Consider the following 17,899-nt stretch of genomic DNA (forward strand, 5'->3'; position numbering starts at 1 on the left):
TCGCGGCCTTGGCCAGGGGCTTCACGGCCGAGGACGACAGGGCCTCCGGCAGGGCGGTGTGCCCGTCTGACACGGCGGCCTCGAGCACGGCCAGGGCCAGGGGCTCCGGAAGGGCCTCCACGCGGGCGAGGGTGGCCTGGGGCACGTCGTGCGCCAGGGCGCGGGCGGACTCCACCGCTTCGGCGGGAAAGGCAGGCAGCGGCGCGCTGGAGCGCAGGGCGTCCAGTAGGGAGCGAGGGTCCGAAGAGGAGGAACTCATACGGGACGTTCTACTGCACGGTGCCCGTCCCGGGGCATGCCCCGCGCGGGCATTGCGCCCACCAGGTCACAGTGCGGCGAGCGGCGGAGGACTCAGCGCCGGCGCACCAGCGCGCTCTTGCCTGGCTCCGCTACCACGGCCAGCTCGGACTGGAGCCGTGGACCGAACACGCGCGACGGCGGCGCGCCGCGTACGAGGAAGTGGTCGTACCAGACGCCCTGCCGCTCGTAGTCCATCTGCTGCGGCCGCCACTCGGAGGGGAAGGTGGGGGGCTCCTCGCCGGTGTAGCGCAGCGGGGAGTGCGGCGTGGACGCGAAGGTGAAGTTGGGCACGCCGCCGCGCGCCCGGGCCAGCACCGCCGCGCTGTGGATGAAGACGGGCTGTCGCACCACCCGGGAGCCGGGGTCGAACATCAACCCCATGACACGTGGGCGGGGGGCGGTGGCGGCCACCAGCGGCCCCCATTCGGCCTGCGCCTCCCGAGAGAAGGCGCGGTAGCCGCGCGCCATGACGAAGGCCAGCACCACCGCGCAGGCCAGGGCGGCGCCGCGCAGGGGCCTCCGCCACGCGGGAATGGCCGCCGGGACGGTGGCCACCAGGAGCGCGGCGGCCAGGTGCGCGTAGCGCGTGTTGAGGTAGTAGACGTAGCCGCGGATGTCGAAGGGCAGCAGAAAGTAGAGCGCCAGGGCCAGCAGCCCCAGCCCCATCAGCCGCGAGCGCGCCACCAGGCCCTGGGTGGCGGAGCGCTCTGGCCGCAGCAGCCCCGCGACCCAGCCCGCCACCGCCACCGCGCCCACGGCATACAGGGCCCACCGGTCCGAGCCATCCCGGAAGGTGTTGGCGAGCACCTGGAAGAACTCGGCGCGGTTCTGCTCGAAGCCCTTCCACGCCAGGTTCTGCGGAGAGAAGGTGGGACCCCACGCCTTCCAGGGCACTCCGGGCTGGATGTCCGCGGGCTCGCCGAAGCGAAGCACCACCCAGCCGAGGAACAGCGCGACGCCGGGCACCACCCCCAGCAGCGCGGGCACGCGAGGCCGCAGCCGCGCGGCGAGCCCACGGGCTTGTGCGTCCTCGGGCACGCGCGTGGTGAGCAGCAGCAAGGGCAGCCCGAAGGCGAGGAACCCGAAGGCCTGCACGTGGAAGAGGAGCACCGCCACCAGGCACACCGCCAACCCGATGCCCCACGTCCGGCGGCGAGGCGCGTCCTCCAGCGTCCGGACGAAGAGGCCGCAGCACAGCAGCGTCAGCGGCAGCGCGGCGCAGTAGTTGATGAAGCCCCAGTTGAAGCTGTCGCCGTAGGCGAAGGGCAGCGCCAGCAGGGCGGGCCAGGTGGGCCGGCCCAGGCTGCGCAGCAGGAAGCCGAGGCTGAGCGGCAGTCCCACCACGTAGGCGGAGAGGAAGACGCGGTTGGCCATCTCCAGCGGCAGCAGCCAGTTGAGGCCGCTGACCAGGTAGTAGTAGCCCAGGTACGGCGTCAGCGCGTGACGCGCGGCGAACAGCTGCGGGTACAGCGTGGTGGGGTCATCCAGCCGGTGCAGGACGGAGATGAGGTACAGGTGCTGGGGCAGGTCCACCAGGGGCAGGTGGCGCGACACCCACAGGGGGAGCACCCCCAGGACGAGCGCGGCGGCATGGACGAGGCGGGAGTGTCGGGGCGTCACGGAAGGCGCGGACTGTACGCGGCGCCTCCCTGCACGGCGAGCCGTCCTTGCAACCCGGCCAGCGCCTGTTTTCCAGGTAGACAAAGGTATGGCTGTCGGCCTTGGCAGTCGGGAAGGGCTGCGGTATAGGCGCCGTTTGAGCAGGGGCGCCTGGAGTGCCCCGAGGAGAGCAACATGACGCGCATCGGAATGTGGGTGGCCGGAGGGCTGATGGCGAGCGGCCTGCTCCTGGCACCGGGCGCGGCGGAGGCCTGCGAGGCCCACCGGCGCCCGGCCCCGGAAGCGAAGGCCACGGAGGCCACGCCGAAGGCTGTCGAGCCCTCCACCAGCGGCGTGGAGCGCCCGTTGGATGTGCTGGACTCGCTCATGGCCGCCAAGTGCCAGTGCGGCAGCAAGGCGGACTGCACGTGCAAGAAGGGCTCGTGTGACTGCAGCAAGTGCAAGAAGCCCAAGCGCCAGGTGATGGACGCGCTGCGCGGCCAGCCCGCGAACCTGCAGCTCGACGAGGCGCGCTACGACGCGTCCGCGGGCATCTTCATCTAGGCGTCTGGGCGGAGCCCTTCTCCGCCTTCACCACCAGCAGCGACGGCAGGGACACGCGCTCGAAGCGCACGAAGCCCGCTGCCGCGGCCTCCCGGCGCAATTCGGCCTCCCCTCGTGGATGCAGGCCCACGCCGCGGTGGAGCAGTGCCCGAGGCGCTCCCGGCGGCGCGTAGGTGCTGGCCACCCAGCGGCCTCCGGGCCGCAGCACGCGGTGGACCTCCATCATCATCCTGGGCAGGTCCGCGACGAAGGGCAGCGCGTCACTCATCAACACTGCGCCCAGCACACCGTCCTGGAAGGGGAGGTAGGGGGCTTCGGCGCGCAGGAAGTCCACGGCGACGCCGGCCTCGCGCACCTGGGCCACGCCTTCTTCCAGCATGGCGCGGGACACGTCGAGCGCGGCCACGGGCGGCGCGTCGGGCTCATGCGCCAGCCGCCGTGCGAGCAGCCCCGTTCCGCAGCCCACGTCCAACACGGTGCCTTCGGGTTTGCCCAGGAGGCTGCGGTAGAGGACGAACTCGCTGTCGCCATCCAGCGGCTGGCGGGTGAGGGCGCGCTGGAGCACGGGGCGCATGTAGCGCTCATAGGAGCGCGCCACCCAGCGCTGCTCCATGCCGCGCTGCAGCGGGCCGGACGCGGCGGGGTCCACCACCAGGTCGGCGACGCCCTCGGCCACCGGGTGGCTGGCGCCGCACGCCTGGCAGCGCAGGGGGCCGAAGAAGAGCACCGGGGCATCTACCTCCGGCTGGAGGGCGCCACGCCGGCACCGGGGACATCGCAGGAGGGGAACGAGCGCGCGCCGCATGGGGCCGGCAAGGCTACCGTCCCCCGTGCGGCGCGAGAACCCGTTTTCCGCCGGACGCCGTCAGGCCGAGGGCTGCGTGCGTGGCACGCGCTTGTCCTCGGCCACCAGCACCGGCCAGCCGCGGGCCATGGCCTCGCGGAAGAAGGCGGCCAGCTCCCGGCGGCTGTGATTCACCGCGCCCAGGAACGGGTCGATGAGGGACTCCTCACCCAGGCTGCGCGTGGCCGCCAGCTCCACCGGCGTGCCGCAGCGCTCGCAGCGGATGGACACCTGGCGCACCAGGGCCACCGGCACCGCGTAGCGGGCGCCGCAGTCTCCGCACTTCCATACCAGCGCGCGCTCGCCGGCCTCGCGGCGCGCCAGGTTCTCCAATTCGTCCGCCAGCCGCAGCAGCGCCGGGAGGTCCTGGGGAGGTTGCGCGAAGACGGCGGACGGGCCGAAGCCCGTCTCGGGCGCGCCCAGCGACGGGGGACGGTCCCCCTGTAGCAGGGTGCGCAGCCTGTCCTTGGCTCGCATGTCTCGGAATTCAGCGCCGGTGAGCGCGCGCTCCACCGCCTCATGGACCGGAGGCAGCTCCGGCTCGAGGCGCTCATCGTCCGGCAACGTCTGGGGGAAGTTCACCAGTCGGTGCGCGGGGACTGCGAGGAATCGGAAGGCCACGGTGGCTCCATCGCATTGTGCTTCGCGGGGTGCAAGACGCGAGTTGGCAAATGTCCGCTGCTGCCGGTTATCCGCAGACTACACAGACCAGTCCAGCATGCGTTGCAGCGGCGCGCGAGCACCCTCGCGCAGGTCCTCGGGCATGGTCAGCTCGGGCGTGCGCTCCTTCATGCACCGCCAGAGTTTCTCCAGCGTGTTCAGCCGCATGTACGGGCACTCGTTGCATGCGCAGCCGTTGTCCGGCGGAGCGGGGATGAACGTCTTGTCCGGCGCGGCCCGCTTCATCTGGTGGATGATGCCCGCCTCCGTCACCACGATGAACTGCTGCTTCGGGCTACGCACCGCGTAATCCAGAATCGCCTTGGTGGAGCCGATGAAGTCCGCGTGGCGCAGCACCGCCTGCTCACACTCGGGGTGGGCCACCACTTCCGCCTCCGGGTACTCCACCTTCAGCTGCACCAGTTTCTTCTCGCTGAAGATTTCGTGGACGATGCAGCTGCCCGGCCACAGCACCATGTCGCGGCCCGTCTGTTTCATCACGTAGCGGCCCAGGTGCTGGTCCGGCGCGAAGAGAATCTGCCGGTCCTTCGGCACCTGGTTCACGATTTTCACCGCGTTGGACGACGTGCAGATGACGTCGCTCATGGCCTTCACCGCGGCGGAGCTGTTGACGTAGCTCACCACGAAGGCGTTCGGGTGTTTGTCCTTGAACGCCTTGAAGGCCCCTGGCGGGCACCGGTCCGACAGCGAACAGCCGGCCTTGAGGTCCGGCAACAGCACCTGCCGGGACGGATTGAGAATCTTCGCCGTCTCCGCCATGAAATGAACGCCACAGAAGACGATGACGTCTGCCTTCGTGCGCGCCGCGGCTTGCGCCAGCGCCAGGCTGTCGCCCACGAAGTCCGCGAGGTCCTGAACTTCGCTCTCCTGGTAATAGTGCGCCAGGATGACTGCGTTCATGGAACGCTTGAACTCCTGGATTTCCTTCGCGTAGTCGACTTCGGCGCTCATGGCACCTCCCGAGTCCCACATTTAACCGGGACTGGAAGTGCCGGCCAGGGTGCGGTTTGCCCCACTTTGCTGATGCCCGGGCGGCCACGAATCAAGCGGGCGGCCCTTTTCCAACATCCGCCCTGTCCTCATGCTGGGGCACTCCCTTCCCCATGAGGTCCGGTAAGATGGCGAGCCGGGCCGGACGCCGCGCATGCGGTTCGGCCATTGCATCTGGGAACTTCGAACCACGGGGGAATGTGAGGGGTCGCCGTCGGAAGGTCCGGCGGGGCGGTGGAGGCTGGCGGTCACATTCCGACCCGTGAAGTGGTTCATCCGGGGGCAGGCGGCTCTGACCCGGTGGAGGAGGACATATGACCGTGACGACGCGCGCAGTGCTGGTCGTGCATCCGGAGGCGGAGCGTCGCGGACGGCTCCGCGCCTTGCTGGATGGCTACGAAGTGCTCGAGGCCTCCAACCGGCAGGAGGCGGTCGAATTCCTCTCGAAATCCGCTCCCGCGCTGGTGTTGACGCATCCGGACATATTTCCCCGGTTGTTGAAGGACTTGGAGCGCTACACCCCGCGCTCCATCCGCGCGGTACTCTGCCCCAGGGACAATGCGCAGGCCCACCACAGCCTGGTGGACGTGGCCGCCGCGGGGCACATGTTCTTCACGCTGGAGGATGACCCCAGCCCGGCGCTGCGCCGCGCCGTCCAGGAATTGCTGGAGCTGCGCGAGTCCGAGCGCCGCGAGCCGCACGGCGTCCTGGAGGCCTGCTTCACGGCGGATGGCACGGCGTTCCGCGCGCGGCTTCTCGATGTGGCCACGGGAGGACTGGGCCTGCGCCTGGAGTCCAGCGTGCGCATCGAGCGGCTCACGCCGGGCACGGAGCTGGAAGGGCTCCAGGTGCTGCGCGGCGACACGCTGGTGCTGCGCGCCGGCCACGCCACGGTGCGCATGGTGCGCCCGCTGCGCGCGCACGAAGGCCAGGGCTTCCACCTGGGCGTGTCGCTGGAGCGTCCCGTGGAGCACGCGCGCTCTTCCGCCGCGCCGCTGCTCAACGACTCGGTGCGCATCCGCGGCCTGCTGCGCCGCGCCGTGCGCGCGGGGGTGGGCTTCGGGCTGCGCACGCACGAAGGCAACCGGTTGGTGGACTTCTCCCGCGCGGAGGTGCTGCCGGAGGAGTCCCGCCTGGTGCTGCGCGAGCAGTCGCAGCCGGGCACGCTCTTCCATCCAGGAGACGTGGTGCGGCTGTGCCTGGACTTCGGCGGCGTGTGCCATGTGGGCACCACGGCGGTGCTGGCCTCGGAGCCCAACCAGGTGGAGGTGGCCCTGCCGCGCACGCTGAGCCTGCACCACCGCCGCAACAGCCTGCGCTTCCGCTCCTCCGTAGAGCGGCCCTTCGCGGTGTCCTTCAATTCGCCCCTGACGGGGGAGGCCATCGTCCGCCCGCTGTTGGACCTGCACACCGGCGGCTTCGCCTTTCCCTTCGACGCGGGCCGGGAGGCCTTCCCGCCGGGGTTGGTGCTGGACGACGTGATGTTGCAGCTGCCGGACGGCACGCGCTCGCGCTGCCGCGCCCAGGTGCAGGACACCGGGCAGCTCACGGTGACGGAGGAGGGCGCCAGCATGAGCCGCCCGCGCCGCTGCGGCCTGCGCATCCTGGAGCTGGCGCCGGAGGCCCGCGCCGCCATCCTGGATGCCTTCATCAAGGCGCGGTGTCCCGATGCGCGTGATGCGTCCGAGCTGCCCTTCTCCGACGTGTGGGACTTGTTCCGCTCCGCGGACGTCCGCTTTCCCGACTACCCCTTCCACGAGACGGCGACGCCCGAGCCGCTGGTGGACGCGCACCAGCGGCTGGGCAACGGCATCCACGGCCTGTCCAAGGCCATCGTCTATCAGCGCGAGGGCCGGCTCTACGGCCACATCTCCGGGCTGCGCATCTACTCGCGCACCTGGCTGTCGCAGCACCTGGTGGTGCGGCCGGGGTACCACCGGCACGAATCCATCTCCCAGGAGCTGGTGGCGCTCGCGGCCGACTACGCGGAGAGCCTGGACGACGTGGAATACCTGCGCGCGCTGTGGCGCTGCCGCAACCGGTGGACGTCGCGAATCTACGGCGCCATCGCCAGCCGGTTGGAGCGCCCGGGACTGAGCTGCCTGCATGCCTTCACGCCGTGCCGGCTCCCCGTGGACGCCGCGTTGCCGCCGCCTCGGAGCGATTTACGCGTGCGCCCCGCGGAGACGGCCGATTTGCGCTGGCTGGAGCAGCACCTGCGGGAGACGCAGGACGTGGTGCGGCTGCGCAGCTCGGACCTGGTGGAGGGCGAGATGACCATGGGGACGCTGGGCGGGCGCTACTCGGACGCGCGGCTGCGGCGCTCGCGCAGCATCGCCCTGGTGGAGGGCAAGGACGGGCCCCAGGGGTTCGTCCTCATGGAGGACTCGTCGCCCGGTCTCTTCTGGGCGGAGTGGTACAACGCCTTCTCGCTCGTCATGGTGGAGCCGGATGCGCGGGAAGCGGATGCCGTGCGTCAGGCGCTGGTGACACACGCGGTGGCGGACTCGGCCCGGCGCGGCCGCTCCACCGCGGAGTGCCTGGCCTCGGACGCGGACCTGCCCGCCCTGGAGACACTGGGTTTCCACAACCTGGGCAAGGTGATGGAGTTCACGGCCCACCGCCGGCTCGTGCGTGACTGGAATGCCTACCTGCTCGCCGTCTTCGAGCGGCTGGCGGCCCATGGCCGGGGTGGTAGCCGGGTGGATGACAAGGACATCGCGGCATGACCTACCTGATGGAGTCGGCCCAGGAGGTGCACCGCCTGCAAGCGCAGGCGAGCGCCACCTCCTACGCGGACCGGCTGAGGCTCACCGGGCTGAGGCCCGGGGACGCCGCACTGGATGTGGGTTGTGGTCCCGGCGTCATCACCTCGGAGATGCTGGACGTGGTGGGGCCGCACGGCTGCGTGGTGGGCATCGAGCCGCAGGCCGAACACCTGGCGGCGGCCCGGGGGCTGCTGGCGGGCAGGCCCAATGTGGAGCTGCGTCAGGGCGCGCTGCCGGAGACACATCTGCCCGCCGACCACTTCGACTACGTCTGGTGCCAGTACGTCTTCGAGTACCTGGGAGAGCCGGGCCCCGCGCTGGCGGAGCTGGTGCGCGTGGTCCGTCCCGGTGGGCGCGTGGTGGTGGCGGACATCGACGGGGTGGGGCTGTGGAACTGGCCCTTTCCGGAGGATCTCCAGGAGGAGAGCCAGAAGCTGCTCGCCGCCCTGCGCGCGGCGCGCTTCGACCTGCACGCGGGCCGCAAGCTGTTCCACCTGTTCCGCAAGGCGGGGTTGGTGGACGTGCGCGTGCACATCTCCCCGTTCTACGTGGCGGCGGGCGCGGTGGACGCGCGGCTCCGCGAGGACTGGGTCATCCGCTTCCGGACGCTGCGCCCGCTCGCCGAGCCCTTCTTCGGGGGCTCCGGCCCCTATGACGCTTTCTGTGAACGCTTCCTCGCACTCCTGGACGACGCCGACACCCTCAAATATGCGATGGTGTTGACGACCGAAGGAGTGAAGCGTTGACCGTCCCCGCGGAACTGGCCTCCGCACCGTCAGCCCCCGACACACCCGAGCTGAGTGTCCGGATGCTGCGCAGCGTGATGTTGTACTACGAGCGGACCTACGGCCGGGACCGGCTGGTGCGGGTGTGGCAGCGCGAGGCGCTGCCGCTGACGTTGGCGTACGTGGAGACGCTCACCAACTTCGTCTCCGTGGGGTTCACCGAGCGGCTCTTCGACGTGCTCGACAAGGACTCCGGTGATCCGGACTTCATGACGAAGGCGGGGCGCAGCATCGCCAGTCCGGAGGCGGTGGGCTTCCTCTATTACATGATGAAGGCGCTGGCCACGCCGCGCAGCGTCTACGAGCGAGCGCTGGAGCTGGACCACACGTACAACCGCGTGGGCGGCTTCCACATCGACACGCTCACCGACTCGCGGGTGCAGGTGCGCTACGTCAGCCGCATCCGCGAAAGAGATCGCAACTTCTGCCGCGCGCGCCAGGGCAACCTGTCCGCGTTCCCCGCCATCTGGAACCTGCCCCTGGCGGAGGTGAAGGAGCTGCGCTGCCAGGTGGATGGGGCGGACTGCTGCGAGTACGACATCCGCTGGCAGAGCCTGCCGCCCCTGGCGTGGCGCTACATCGTGGGCGGCATGGCGGGCATGGTGGCCGGCCTGCTGTCGGGCACGTTGAACCTGGCGCCCCCCATCTTCGCGGTCAGCTCCCTGGGCATGGTGGGCGTGGCGGCGGGGGCATGGCTGGACACGCGCGCGGCCCTGTTGCGCAAGGACGAGAAGCTGTCGGAGCAGCACCAGGGCCTGCAGACGTCCCTGGAGGACCTGCAGCGGCGCAACGAGGAGATTTTCGCCGCCAACAAGGCGCTCGAGGACCGCGTGGCCGAGCGGACGCAGGAGCTGTCCGAGGCCAATACGAAGTTGGAGGCGTCGCTCACGCGGCAGCAGGAGCTGGACCGGCTCAAGAGCGAGTTCTTCGACAACGTCAGCCACGAGCTGCGCACGCCGCTCACGCTCATCCTGCTGACGCTGGAGGCGCTGGCGAAGCAGGCGGAGTCGCTGCCAGCGGAAGTACCTCCGCTGGTGACGAACATGGAGCGCAGCGCGCAGCGCCTGCTGCGGCTCATCAACAACCTGCTGGACCTGGCGCAACTGGAGTCGGGCAAGGCGCGCCTGCGCTACCAGCCGCTGGAGCTGTTCGGCTTCCTGAGCACGGTGGTGCCGCCGTTCCACACCATGGCGGAGCGGCAGGGCGTGACGCTGCGGCTGGAGGGCGGCACGGTGACGCCCGTCCACGTGGACCACGAGCGCATCGACATCGTCTTCCAGAACCTGCTCGGCAACGCGCTGAAGTTCACCCAGAAGGGTGGGGTGACGGTGCGCGTGCGCGAGGACGACTTGGAGGTGCACGTCGAGGTGGAGGACTCCGGCCAGGGCATCGCCCCGCAGGACATCCCCGTCATCTTCGACCGCTTCTCCCAGGCGGATAACAGCGGCACCCGGCGCTTTGGTGGCTCGGGCATCGGTCTGGCGCTGGTGAAGGAGACGCTGGAACTGCACGCCGGCGGCATCTCCGTGACGAGCGAGCTGGGGCAGGGCTCCGTCTTCCACGTGCGGCTGCCCAAGGGCTCCGCGCACATCCGCGAGGACTTGCGCGAGCGGCGTCAGGCCGTCATGCCCGTGCGCCGCGAGCGCCGAATCTCCGGGGCCTTCCCCTCGCTGGAGCCGACGGGGGCGGATGTCCTGGGCGCGGCGCCTCCTCCGGCCAGGGACCACGCGGGGCCTGGGCCCGAGGCGCCCCGCATCATGGTGGTGGAGGACGACCCGGAGATTCGGAGCTTCCTCGCCCGGCTGCTGGCCCAGCACTACCGGGTGCTGGAGGCCATCAACGGCGACGACGGGCGGCAGCGCGCGCTGCGCGAGCGGCCGGACCTCATCCTGTCGGACGTGATGATGCCCGTCATGTCCGGCCTGCAGATGCTGACCGCCCTGCGCAATGACCCGCAGACGGTGGACATCCCCGTCATCCTCCTCACCGCGCGCCAGGAGGTGGCGGCCAAGGTGGAGGGCCTGGGCACAGGGGCCAATGACTACCTGGGCAAGCCCTTCAGCCCGAACGAGCTGCTGGCGCGCATCGAAACCCAGCTGCGCCTGCGCGAGGCGGCCGTGCGCGCCGCGGAGAACGAGCGGCTGGCGGCCATCGGCCTGCTCACGTCCGGCTTCGCGCATGAGGTGCGCAACCCGCTCAACGGGCTGATGAACGCGCTGCTGCCGCTCAAGGACATGCTGACGGGTGGCACCGCCGACGTGGAGCTGAGCAAGGCCATGCTGGAGGTGGTGGAGGAGTGTGGCCAGCGCATCCGCCACCTGGCCGAATCCCTGCTCTCCTTCACGCGCACCAGCGAGTCCCCGGTGGTGCTGTCCCTGGACTCGTCGCTGGACTCCACCCTGAGCGTGCTGGCGTGGAAGGTGCCGCCGGGCGTCAAGGTGGAGCGCGCGTACCACTGCGGCGAGCCCATCCGGGGCAACCCAGGCGCCCTGAACCAGGTGTGGCTCAACCTCCTGGACAACGCCCTGCGCGCGGTGGGCGACAAGGGGCGCGTGCGCATCTCCACGGCCAACACGGCGGAGGAGGCCATCGTCACCATCGGTGATGACGGGGTGGGCATCCGCCCGGAGGACATGGAGCGGCTCTTCCAGCCCTTCTTCTCCACCCGCGCGGCGGGCGAGGGGACGGGGTTGGGGTTGGCGCTCAGCCGCCGCATCATCATCCAGCACGGAGGGAGCATCGCCCTGAGCAGTGTTCCGGGAGAGGGCACGCAGGTGGAGGTCCGCCTGCCGCTGCGCCCCGTGGCGCCTCGTGTCACGGGAGGCATGCCCGACCTCGCGTCCGAGCCGCGCGTCGGCCGCCTGGGCTGACGCAGGACGCAAAGGCCCCGCCCGAGCCCACGGCGCCCGGGCGGCGGAGAAGGGGAATTCCCTATCCGCTCAGGTGTCCTCCTGGGCACGGCCCGCGTGTCTGCTACAGTCACGCCACTTTTTCGTCGCACCTCTCCTTTTTCAAGGAAACGACCTGCATGCAAGGCACCGTAGCCGCGGGTGATGCCCGCAAGGGGCACCCGCGAGGGCTGTATCTCCTGTTCTTCACTGAGATGTGGGAGCGCATGTCGTATTACGGCATGCGTGGCCTGCTCGTGCTCTTCCTCACGAGCAAGGTCAACGGAGGATTTGGCTGGTCCACCGCGGACGCACTCAGCCTCTACGGCACCTATACGGGCCTGGTGTACCTGACGCCCATCGCCGGCGGCTTCATCGCGGACCGCTACATGGGGCAGCGCCGGGCGGTGGTGCTCGGCGGCGTGTTGATGATGATAGGCCACCTCATCCTGGCCTTGCCCAGCGTGACGATGTTCTACGCGGGCCTGGGATTCCTCATCATCGGCAACGGCTTCTTCAAGCCGAACATCTCCACCATGGTGGGCGGGCTGTACGCGCCCGGTGACGGCCGCCGTGACAGCGCCTTCACCATCTTCTACATGGGCATCAACCTGGGCGCGGTGCTCGGCAACTTCATCTGCGGCACGCTGGGTGAGCGCGTGGGCTGGCACTGGGGCTTCGGCGCCGCCGGCGTGGGCATGCTCCTGGGCCTGATCGCCTTCGTGTCGCTGCAGAGCAAGCTGCTGGGGAAGGTGGGCCTGGTGCCGGAGCGGATGGTGGCCGCCGCCGAGGCGAAGCCGGGCACCCCGGAGAAGTCGGGCTTCAGCCGCGATGAGTTCGACCGCATCCTCGTCATCTTCATCATGGCGCTGTTCGTCGTCGCCTTCTGGACGGGGTTCGAGCAGGCCGGCGGTTTGATGAACCTCTACACGAACGCGAAGGTGGACCGCGGCATCCTGGGTTGGGAAGTGCCGACGACCTGGTTCCAGAACTTCAACTCCATCTTCATCGTCACGCTGGCGCCGATTTTCGCCGGCCTGTGGAGCTGGCTGGCCGCGCGCGGCAAGGACCCGAGCATCCCGGTGAAGATGAGCATGGGCCTGCTGTTCCTCTCCGCCGGCTTCCTCTTCATGCTGGGCGCCTCCAGCGAGAGCGCCTCGACGGGCAAGGCGGCGGCGTGGTGGGTGGTGATGGCCTACCTGCTGCACACCATGGGTGAGCTGTGCCTGTCGCCCGTGGGCCTGTCCATGGTGACCAAGGTGGCGCCGGCGCGCATCGTCTCCGCGATGATGGGCGTGTGGTTCCTCGCGAACGCGGCGGCCAACAAGCTGGCCGGTGTCTTCGGTGGCTACTCGGAGAAGCTGGGCGAGTTCAGCGTATTCCTCTACATCTCCGTGGGAACGGGCATCGCTGGCGTGCTGCTGCTCGTCGTGTCGCCCATCCTCAAGCGGATGATGCACGGCACGGACGAGGTGAAGCCCTCCGCGCCCACCTCCGAGCAGCAGGGCGGCTCGGTGGCGGCGGCCTGAGCGGTCGCGGACTCCTCCTGATTGAAGTCCAGACGCCGGCGTCCCGATGGGGCGCCGGCGTTTCTGTTCGCGGAGCTGGCGGCCTCGCGCCGGTCCGATGCCGAAACGCGCCCGGGGGGCTGCTCCGGCGTTTCCGTTCGCGCCGCTGTCCGCGCCACGCCTGAAACACAAACGCCGGCGCACCTCAGGGGTGCACCGGCGTCCACTGCTGCGGGCTGACCGCCTGGCTACGCGGACTTCGCCGAGCCGGGCGTCACACCGGCGGCGGTGCGCTCCTCGGTGGGGACGGGCGCGGACGTCTGGTAGTAGTCGCGCACCACGTAGCGGCGGGCCACCAGGGCCATACCCACTGCGGCCACCAGGGCGAAGCCGGCGTAGAAGAAGAACTGCCCGGAGCCCGTGAAGACGTTGAGCTTCGCGGTGATGGCCACCGCCACGTTGGCCAGCGTGTTCGTCACCAGCCACACGCTCTGGATGGTGCCCTTCATCTCACGCGGGGCCTGCGTGTACGCGAACTCCAGGCCCGTGGTGGACATCAGGATTTCGCCCAGCGTCAGCACGATGTACGGGAGAATCTGCCACGCGATGTTCAGCGTCGTGCCGCCCTCCATCGTCACCTGGAAGATGCCGGCGATGATGAACGACAGCGCGCCAATCACCAGGCCCAGCGGCATGCGCCGCAGCGGCGTCAGCTCCCAGCCGAAGCGCTGGAAGGCCGGGTAGACGACGGCCGTCAGGAAGGGGATGAGCAGCATCACCAGCAGCGGATTGACGAACTGCATCTGGCTGGCTTGGAAGGTGAACGGCCCCACCTGCGGGTCCATGGACCGGGCCTGCACCACCCACGTCGAAGCCTTCTGGTCGAAGAGCATCCAGAAGAAGGGCACGAAGGGGAGCAGCAGCGCGCTCACCTTGAACACCGCCTTCACGCCGTCCACGGCCTCCTCGGGGTGCTTCCGCTTCGCGCCGTCCAGCCAGCCGCCGCCCTGGCCGCGGTTGCGCAGCGCGCTGGCCACCACCTTGAAGAAGCTGTGCGGATTGGCGCCCGTCGCCGGCACCCGGACGTACTTGTGACGGCCCGCCCAGAAGATGAACGTCGCGATGAACATCAGCACCCCGGGGATGCCGAAGGCCACCGACGGCCCGAAGTGCTTGAGCAGCAGGGGGATGAACAGCGACGCGAAGAACGAGCCGAAGTTGATGGTCCAGTAGAAGATGGCGAAGACCTTCTTCACCAGGTGGCTGTTGGACTCGTTGAACTGGTCCCCCACCATTGCCGCCACGCAGGGCTTGATGCCGCCACTGCCAATGGCGATGAGCGCCAGGCCCGTGAAGAACCCCGTGACGCTGTTCTCGAAGACGGCGAGGCACGCGTGGCCCAGGCAGTACACCAGGCTCAGCCCCAGGATGATGCGGTACTTCCCGAAGAACCGGTCCGCCAGGTAGCCGCCGATGAGCGGGAAGAAGTACACGCCCGCCATGAACGTGTGCATCAGGCTCTTGGCTTCGGCCTCGCGCAGCGCGTTGTCCGGTATCTGCGTGCGCAGCAGGTAGTCGATGAGGAACACCGTGAGGATGTTCCGCATCCCGTAGAAGCTGAAGCGCTCACACGCCTCGTTGCCGATGATGAAGGGGATTTGCGGCGGGAACTTGCTGCTCTGCGCGGCGGTTGCCTGGGCCATACGACGGGGTGCTCCCTCGTGACGAAAGGTGGGGGCTCCTAGATTCTGAGAAGCCGCACCCTACCCAACGCGCCGCCGGGACTCCACCGAACGGAAGGGCCCCGCCGCGCCACCCGGCGCTTCCCTGGCCGCACCCATGCCGGAAATCTCCGGTAAGACTACCTGCGTCATTCCGGTGGGCGTGCGTGTTTGTTAATACAACTCAAGTTGCCTGGCTGGGTTTGACAGGCATTGGAATATCCCTATCATTTCCCATGATGTCTTTCCTCCAAGGTGGTGCGAGGGGGTGGGGGTGAATGAAGGCACCCCCGTCCCCCCGCTCCATTTTCCCAGGAGGCATTGCGCGGTGCGCCGTCAGCCCCGCGCGCCCTTCTTCACGGGCACCGGGTCGTCCACACGCACGCCCACGCGGGCCCGGCGGGCCTTGGTGAGCACGTGGCCCAGGTAGCGGCCGGTGTGGCTGCCTTCGACCTCGGCGACCTGCTCGGGCGTGCCAGCGGCCAGAATCCTGCCGCCGCCCGCGCCGCCCTCGGGGCCCAGGTCGATGAGCCAGTCCGCGCTCTTGATGACGTCCAGGTTGTGCTCGATGACGAGCACGCTGTTGCCCGCCTCCACCAGCCGGTTGAGCACGGACAGCAGCTTGCGGATGTCCTCGAAGTGCAGGCCGGTGGTGGGCTCGTCGAGGATGTAGAGGGTGCGCCCGGTGGCCACGCGCGCCAGCTCGCGGGCCAGCTTGATGCGCTGGGCCTCGCCGCCGGACAGGGTGGGGGAGGGCTGCCCCAGGCGGATGTAGCCCAGACCGACGTCATGGAGCGTCTGCAGCACGCGCATGATGTCGCGGTGAGCGCCGAAGTGCTCCATCGCCTCGCGCACGCTCATATCGAGCACCTCGGCGATGTTCTTCCCCTTGTAGCGCACGCGCAGGGTGGCCTCGTTGAAGCGCTTGCCGGCGCACACCTCGCAGGGCACGTAGACGTCCGCCAGGAAGTGCATCTCCACCAGCTTCACGCCGTCGCCTTCGCACGCCTCGCAGCGGCCGCCCTTGATGTTGAAGCTGAATCGGCCCGGCCCGTAGCCGAACGCGCGCGCCTCCGGCGTCATCGCGAACACCTCGCGGATGTTGTCGAAGAGCTTGGTGTACGTGGCCGGGTTGCTGCGCGGCGTGCGGCCGATGGGGCGCTGGTCGATGTCGATGACCTTGTCCAGGTGCTCCATGCCCAGCACGGCCTTGTGCTTGCCCGGGGATTCACGGCTCTCGTAGAGGTGCCGCGCCAGGGCCGGGAAGAGAATCTCGTTGATGAGCGTGGACTTGCCCGCGCCGGACACGCCGGTAATCGCGCTGAAGACGCCCAGCGGAATCTCCGCGTCCACGTTCTTCAGGTTGTTCTCCTGTGCCCCCTGGATGACCAGCTTGCGCTTCGGGTCCGGCTTGCGGCGCTCCTGCGGAATCTCGATTTCCTGCCGCCCGGAGAGGTACGCGCCGGTGGAGCTGGCCTCGTTCGCCATGACCTGCTCCGGCGTGCCCTGGGCCACCACCTGGCCGCCCAGCTCGCCCGCGCCCGGACCGAAGTCCACCAGCCAGTCCGCCTCCTCCATCGTCTCCTCGTCGTGCTCCACGACGATGACGGAGTTGCCCAAGTCCCGCAGGCGCTTGAGCGTCAGCAGCAGCTTGCCGTTGTCGCGCTGGTGCAGGCCGATGGAGGGCTCATCCAGGATGTAGATGACGCCCGTCAGCTCACTGCCCATCTGCGACGCCAGCCGGATGCGCTGGCTCTCACCGCCTGACAGCGTGGACGCGGTGCGGTCCAGCATCAGGTAGCCCAGGCCCACGTCCACCAGGAAGGACAGGCGGCTGCGAATCTCCTTCAGCAGCTCGGTGGCGATCTTCCGCTCGTGCGCGGACAGGGCCATGTCGCCCAGGAAGCCCAGCGAGTCGGAGATGGTCAGCCGGCTCAGCTCGACGATGCTGCGCCCGTGCACCTTCACCGCGCGGCTCTCCGGCTTCAGGCGCTCGCCCTTGCAGGACGGGCAGGGCTTGTCGCTGAAGTATTTCTGGAGCTCGGTGCGGCGCGCCTCGGAGGTGGTCGTCTTGAAGTTGCGCATCATGCGCTCGACCAGGCCCTCCCATTCCATCTTGTACTTGCCGCCCTCGCCCCACGCGACGGTGAAGGACTTGCCATTGGCGCCGTACATCAGCGTGTCCTTCTCGCGCTTGGTCAGCTTCGCGTAGGGCACGTCCAGATCAATCTTGAAGGCCTTGGCCAGGCTCTCCACGAAGTCGGCTGTCCAGCCCTCGCCGCGGTTCATGCTGCCGGCCCACGGTTCGATGGCGCCATCGCGGATGCTGCGTGACGTGTCCGGGACGATGAGGTCCGGGTCCATCTCCGGCTTGGTGCCCAGACCGTTGCAGTCCGTGCACATCCCCAGGGGGTTGTTGAAGGAGAAGGACGCGGGCGTCAAATCACCAAAGGACAGGCCACACTTGGAGCAGGCATTGAGCTCGGACATCACCCGGTCGGAGGCGAGCGTGCCCTTCTCGTCGGTGATGATGAGCGTGCCCTTGCCTTCTCGCAGCGCCGTCTCCACGGAGTCGGTGAGGCGCGTCTTCACGTCCGGCTTGAGCACCACGCGGTCGATGACGAGCGCGATGTCGTGCTTGGACTTCTTGTCCAACTCGATGCGCTCCTCCAGGCTCTTGAGCGCGCCGTCGATGCGGGCACGGGAGAAGCCGCGCTTCTGGGCCTCGGCGAGCAGGTCCTTGTGCTCGCCCTTGCGGTTCGTCACCAGCGGCGCCAGCACCTGGAGCTTGGTGCCCGCGGGGGCCTTGAGGATTTCATCGACAATCTGCTGCGCGCTCTGCTTGCCCACCTTCACGCCACAGTTGGGGCAGTGCTGCACCCCGATGGAGGCATAAAGTACGCGCAGATAGTCGTGCACTTCCGTGACGGTGCCCACCGTGGAGCGGGGGTTGTTGCTGGCCGCCTTCTGCTCGATGGAGATGGTGGGCGACAGGCCGCGAATGGTGTCGTACTTCGGCTTCTCCATCTGCCCCAGGAACTGCCGGGCATAGGCGGAGAGGCTCTCCACGTAGCGGCGCTGGCCTTCCGCGTAGAGGGTGTCGAAGGCGAGCGAGCTCTTGCCCGAACCAGACACGCCGGTGAAGACGACGAGCTTTTTCTTGGGAATGTCCAAGGAGACGTTCTTGAGGTTGTGCTCCTTGGCGCCTCTGAGGGAAATGACGTCGGGCTCGGACATGGGCGGGCGATCTA

At 69.0% G+C, this 17,899-nt stretch carries 11 protein-coding genes; 5 read left to right on the top strand and 6 right to left on the bottom strand.

Translation table 11 applies throughout. The features are described 5' to 3' along the window. Positions 1-351 precede the first annotated feature (351 nt). Entirely contained in the window at positions 352-1,920 is a 1,569-nt protein-coding gene (locus tag OZ403_RS13285) for a hypothetical protein (RefSeq protein ID WP_174260028.1), read from the bottom strand. 174 nt (positions 1,921-2,094) lie between these two features. Between OZ403_RS13285 and OZ403_RS13290 the strand changes: the two genes are divergently transcribed. Beyond that, on the top strand, positions 2,095-2,463 hold the full coding sequence (locus OZ403_RS13290; protein WP_140853941.1) for a metallothionein: 369 nt from the start codon (positions 2,095-2,097) through the stop codon (positions 2,461-2,463). On the opposite strand, the gene OZ403_RS13295 is transcribed toward OZ403_RS13290, so the two are convergent. From OZ403_RS13295 to nadA, 3 genes are all read right to left on the bottom strand, one after another. Beyond that, entirely contained in the window at positions 2,456-3,190 is a 735-nt protein-coding gene (locus OZ403_RS13295; RefSeq protein ID WP_140790027.1) for a class I SAM-dependent methyltransferase, read from the bottom strand. The two genes, OZ403_RS13290 and OZ403_RS13295, sit on opposite strands and share 8 nt — an antisense overlap. 138 nt (positions 3,191-3,328) lie before the next feature. After that, positions 3,329-3,928, bottom strand: a complete 600-nt coding sequence (locus OZ403_RS13300; protein WP_140790029.1) for a hypothetical protein — start codon at positions 3,926-3,928, stop codon at positions 3,329-3,331. Positions 3,929-4,006: 78 nt separating this feature from the next. Then, entirely contained in the window at positions 4,007-4,939 is a 933-nt protein-coding gene (gene nadA, locus OZ403_RS13305; protein WP_140790031.1) for a quinolinate synthase NadA, read from the bottom strand. Positions 4,940-5,292: 353 nt separating this feature from the next. Here nadA and OZ403_RS13310 point away from each other — a divergent pair, with 353 nt between their 5' ends. The 4 genes from OZ403_RS13310 to OZ403_RS13325 all read left to right on the top strand — a co-directional run bounded on the left by OZ403_RS13310 (position 5,293) and on the right by OZ403_RS13325 (position 12,948). Further along, a complete protein-coding gene (locus tag OZ403_RS13310) occupies positions 5,293-7,707 on the top strand; it encodes a hypothetical protein (protein WP_140853943.1) in 2,415 nt (804 codons plus the stop codon). Next, a complete protein-coding gene (locus tag OZ403_RS13315) occupies positions 7,704-8,492 on the top strand; it encodes a methyltransferase domain-containing protein (protein ID WP_140790035.1) in 789 nt (262 codons plus the stop codon). The genes OZ403_RS13310 and OZ403_RS13315 overlap by 4 nt, the downstream gene beginning before the upstream one ends. Next, positions 8,489-11,401, top strand: a complete 2,913-nt coding sequence (locus tag OZ403_RS13320) for an ATP-binding protein (protein ID WP_140790037.1) — start codon at positions 8,489-8,491, stop codon at positions 11,399-11,401. Before OZ403_RS13315 ends, OZ403_RS13320 begins: the two co-directional genes overlap by 4 nt. Positions 11,402-11,559: 158 nt before the next feature. Continuing rightward, a complete protein-coding gene (locus tag OZ403_RS13325) occupies positions 11,560-12,948 on the top strand; it encodes a peptide MFS transporter (protein WP_140790039.1) in 1,389 nt (462 codons plus the stop codon). A gap of 227 nt (positions 12,949-13,175) precedes the next feature. Here OZ403_RS13325 and OZ403_RS13330 read toward each other — a convergent pair whose 3' ends face one another. Both OZ403_RS13330 and uvrA read right to left on the bottom strand, forming a co-directional pair. Then, positions 13,176-14,630: a POT family MFS transporter gene (locus OZ403_RS13330; protein ID WP_268784360.1), complete on the bottom strand. Its 1,455-nt coding sequence runs from the start codon at positions 14,628-14,630 to the stop codon at positions 13,176-13,178. Positions 14,631-14,984: 354 nt separating this feature from the next. Beyond that, on the bottom strand, positions 14,985-17,885 hold the full coding sequence (gene uvrA, locus OZ403_RS13335; protein ID WP_140798001.1) for an excinuclease ABC subunit UvrA: 2,901 nt from the start codon (positions 17,883-17,885) through the stop codon (positions 14,985-14,987). Between the last annotated feature and the right edge of the window lie 14 nt (positions 17,886-17,899).

The organism is Myxococcus sp. NMCA1 (assembly GCF_026810205.1).
Taxonomy (GTDB): Bacteria; Myxococcota; Myxococcia; order Myxococcales; family Myxococcaceae; genus Myxococcus; species Myxococcus xanthus_A.